This window comes from Candidatus Aeolococcus gillhamiae (assembly GCF_016464765.1).
GTDB classification, from domain to species: Bacteria; Chloroflexota; Dormibacteria; order Aeolococcales; family Aeolococcaceae; genus Aeolococcus; species Aeolococcus gillhamiae.
The window spans coordinates 1-4,252 of the sequence record NZ_JAEKNS010000127.1; the positions used below are offsets into that span (position 1 = coordinate 1).

The window sequence follows — 4,252 nt, forward strand, 5'->3', positions numbered from 1 at the left end:
GCGCGGCGCTGCTGGCCGCCGCGGTGCTCGGTGGGGCCAGGCCGGCACGCTTTCCCTGGACCGGCGTGCCGCTCGGCGTCGCCGGCGCGGCGGCGCTGGTGGCGATCTCGCTTGTCGGCGTGCCCGCTGTCACTCTCGGCGCCAGAGCGCAGCAGGCCACGCTGGCGTGGTGGGTGCCACTGGTGACGGTGGTCGCGGCAGCGGAGGAGCTGGTCTTTCGCGGGGTGCTCTTCGACGCGGTGAGGGTCCGGTCCAGCGACGCGGTAGCCATCGCGGTGACCGCCCTGCTCTTCGCCGCCATCCACCTGCCGTTGTATGGAGCCGCGGCGTTGCCCATCGACCTCTGCGTCGGCGTCTTCCTCGGCTGCCTGCGCGTCGGCGCCGGCACCGTCACCGCGCCGCTCATCGCGCACGTGCTCGCCGACGTCGCCACGGGGTGGGTGGGATGAGCCGGCGTGCCGGGCTCACCGGCGCCGCGCTCGCACTCCTGGCGCTGGCAGTGGTGCGCGGCAGCGGCGGTGGGCCGCCGCTGTACGACGGCATCTGCCTGCCGCCCCACTACCTCTCGCTCGGCGCGAGCCCAGGGCCCAAGTCGGTGTCCGAGACGTTCACCGCCGCCGAACTGGCGCAGACGTTCGAGCTGGCCGACGACCCCAACACCCCGCAGGCACAGCTCATCGTCACCGCGTTAGCGCTGGCGCCGGCGACGGGCAACTCGACAGTGACGGTGTCGATCGCCCCGGTGCAATCGCCCGCGGTCAAGCCCCCCGACGGCACCGTCGACGGCAACGTCTACGACTTCGAGGCGCGCTCCAGCGGCCAGTCCGTGCAGCTGGCCGCGGGCAAGCTCGCCGCCATAGTTTTGGGGGCGACCAGCACCGGCGGCCCGCAGATCGCCATCGAGCACTTCGACGGCACCCGCTGGACGCCGGTGGCGAAAACGGTCCAGAGTGGGTGCGGCACCACGTACCAGGCGAACACGCCGACGCTCGGCCTCTTCGCGCTGGTGGCCCAGGGGCAGACGCCCGCGACGGGCGGGGCCGCACCACCCAGCGGGGGCAGCCCGACGATCCTGGTGATCGTCCTCATCCTCGCGGTCATCGCCGTCCTGGTGTTCGTCATCCTGATCGTCGCCGTGCGGATAAGCAGGCACCGCGGCCGCAGGGGCAGGCGGCGGCGCTGACCGGCTCAGCGGAAGTCGTGTGAGGGAGGGGCGGCCACTGTCGTTGCCGCGTCCGGGTCCAGCGGCACGCCGTCGCCGTCGAGCGCGGTCACCGTCTCCACCACCAGGTTGACCCGGCCGCGCTCGTTCTGCAGGCATCCCTCCACCATCAGCAGCGGGTTGTGGTTGGCCACCCGGCGCGTGCGGGTGACCACCGCCGGCCGGAAGATGAGGTCGAGGTGGGCGTCCTCATCGGCAAGCGTGAAGAAGCGGAAGCCGCTCGCCGAGGCGGGCGCCTGGCGGGCGATCACCAACCCGGCCACCCGCACCCTTGTGCCGTCGGCCACGTCGCGGATGGTGGCCAATGGGCGGCAGTTCAGCGCGGCGAGCTGAGCGCGGATGAAGGAGAGCAGGTGACGGCCCGTGCTCACTTCGCTGAGCGCGTACTCGGTGAGGACGCGGGTGCGCTCGTCCATCTCCGGCAGCGCCGGGGGCGTGACCGGTAGCTCGAGCAGCGGTGGCAGCGGATCGGCCTCGAGCCGGCGCACAGCCGGGGTGTCATCGCCGAGCCGGCTGCCGGCGAGCGCGCCCCGGCCGCGCGGCGGACGCCGCGCTGAGGGGGTGGCGGGGACATCAGCGGCGCGGCGGGCGGCGGTGCGTGGGGGCAGGCTCTCCTCCACCTGCTTCAGCTCCCAGAGCAGCTCGCGGCGGTGCCGCCCCGGCTGCACGGCGTCGAAGGCGCCGGCCAGCACCAAGTTCTCCATCGCCCGCCGCGGCAGCAGGGTGTGCCGCCAGAAGTCGCGCAGCGACGTGGCCCCGGCGAGCGCCGCCGCCTCGCAGGCGATGCGCGCCGCCGGCCCGAGCGCTTTCATGTAGTTGAAGCCCAGCCGCACCGCACCGTCCTCCATGGTGCAGCGGGCGCGGCTGCGGGCGACGTCGACGGCAAGGAATTGCACCCCGTGGCGCTTGGCATCCTCGACGAGGACCGAGGGGTGATAGAAGCCCATCGGCTGGGCGTTGAGCAGTGCGCACACGTACTCCGCGGGATGGTGCAGGCGCAGCCACGCGGTCTCGTACGCGGTGCGCGCAAAGGCGGCCGCGTGGCTCTTGCAGAAGCCGAACTGGGCGAAGCCGGCGACGCCCTTGAAGATCTGTTCGGCCACCGCGACGGGCATGCCGCTGACCGACCCGCACTTGCTCACGAACTCGTCGCGCAGCTCCTCCATCTCGATGCGCGAGCGGTGCCGGTTCATGGCCCGCCGGAACCGGTCCGCCTGGCCCGCGGTGTAGCCGGCCACCTCCATGACGATGCGCAGGATCTGCTCCTGGTAGAGCACCACTCCCATCGTTTCTGCCAGGATTGGCTCCAACGAGGGATGCAGGTAGGTGACCGGCTCCAGCCCCTGGCGACGGCGCAGGTAGGGGTTGACGGCGTCGCCCTGGATGGGGCCGGGACGGATGATCGCCACCTGCACGATGAGGTCGTTGAACTCGCGTGGTTGGGACTGCCACAGCGACTGCTGCTGGGCGCGCGACTCGATCTGGAAGAGGCCGATGGTGTCCACCTTCTGGATCGACGCATACACCGCCGGGTCATCGAGCGGCAGCGCGTCGAGGTCAGGACGCTGCCCGGTGCGCTCCTCGATGTGGTCGAGGCACTCAGCGATCGCCGACAGGGTGCGCAGGCCGAGCAGGTCCATCTTGATGAGCCCGAGGTCCTCGACGTCGTCCTTGTTGAACTGCACGACCACGCGCCCGGGCATGGTGGCGCGCTCCACCGGGGCCACGTCGACGAGCGGCTCACCGGTGACCAGCATGCCGCCGACATGAATGCCGAGGTGGCGCGGCGTGCCCTCGATCTGTTGCAGGACATTGATGAACTGCCCCCACGGCAGGGAGGCGTGCGGGTCGCTGCTATCGACACCTGCGGTCTCCAGTGCCGCGGCGACATCGACCATGTACCAGCCGTCGACGGACTTGGCGAGCTTGTCGATGAGCATCTCGGGAAAGCCCATCGCCGCGCCTACCTGGCGCATCGCCATGCGCGGCCGGTAGGTGACCACGTTGGCGACCATGCCGGTGCGATCGGCGCCGTACTTCTCGTAGACGTACTGCAGCACCTGCTCGCGATGGTCGGTGGAGAAGTCGATGTCGATGTCCGGCGTGCCCTGGTGGTCCTCGTGGAGGAAGCGCTCAAAGAGAAGATCGTGCGCCACCGGGTCGACGCGGGTGATGTCGAGCAGGTAGGCGACGATGCTGTCGGCGGCACTCCCCCTCCCCTGTCCCGGGATGTGCTGCTCGCGTGCGAAACGCATGATGTCCCAGGTGATCAGGAAGAACTCCGCGAGCTTGGTCTTCTCGATCACCTCGAGCTCGCGCTGCAGCCGCGCCGCCACCGCACGGGTCATCGGTCGGTACTTGCGCTGCACCGATTCCTGGCAGAGGCGATAGAGAACGGAGAAGGGGGTTTCCCCGTCCGGGACAGGAAAGCCCGGGAAGCGCGACTCGGTGAAGTCGAGCTCGACGTCGCACTGCGAGGCGAGGTGGGCGGCGAGGTCGAACGCCTCGGGGTGGTCGGCGAGAAGGCTGCGCAGCTCCACCTCACTGCGCAGGCGGTGCTCGGCGTTGGGCAGGAGCAGGCCGTGCGCGGCAGCGGCGTCCAGCGTGGTGCGGTGGCGGATCGCGGTGAGCACGTCGAGCAGCGGCTTGTCGCCATGGTTGGCATGAACAGGGAGGCCGCTGGCCACCAGGGGGACGCCGGTGCGGCGGGCGAGCAGGGCCGTCTGCGCGGCCAGCCAGGAATCACCGGGATGGCGGTGATGGCTGAGCAGAAGAGCGACGCGGTCGCGCCCGAAGCAGTCGCGCAGCTGCTCGGCGCGTCGGGTGGCGCCACGCAGGTCGCCACGCACCAGGGCGGTGGTGATGACGCTCTCGGGACCGCCGGCGAGCACGGTGCAGCCGTCGAGGTCGGCGGGGTCGACGGTCGCCGGCTCGCCGTCAGCCAGCGTGGTGGTCGAGGGCAGTCCCGGCCAGCCCTGCGGGAAGGGGCCGGCGGTGGGCCGGAGCGAAGCGGGCCGTTCCGGGGGCGGC

3 protein-coding genes are annotated in these 4,252 nt (G+C 71.3%); 2 read left to right on the forward strand and 1 reads right to left on the reverse strand.

Annotated elements, in window-relative coordinates; translation table 11 throughout:
• Positions 1 to 449, forward strand: a 449-nt coding sequence (locus tag JF886_RS12400) for a CPBP family intramembrane glutamic endopeptidase (protein WP_337312911.1), incomplete at its 5' end; no start/stop codon positions are given.
• A complete protein-coding gene (locus JF886_RS12405; protein WP_337312912.1) occupies positions 446 to 1,183 on the forward strand; it encodes a hypothetical protein in 738 nt (245 codons plus the stop codon). The genes JF886_RS12400 and JF886_RS12405, both read left to right, overlap by 4 nt.
• A 5-nt stretch (positions 1,184 to 1,188) precedes the next feature.
• Here JF886_RS12405 and JF886_RS12410 read toward each other — a convergent pair.
• Positions 1,189 to 4,252 (reverse strand): DNA polymerase III subunit alpha (locus JF886_RS12410; protein ID WP_337312914.1); only part of this gene is annotated, 3,064 nt, incomplete at its 5' end.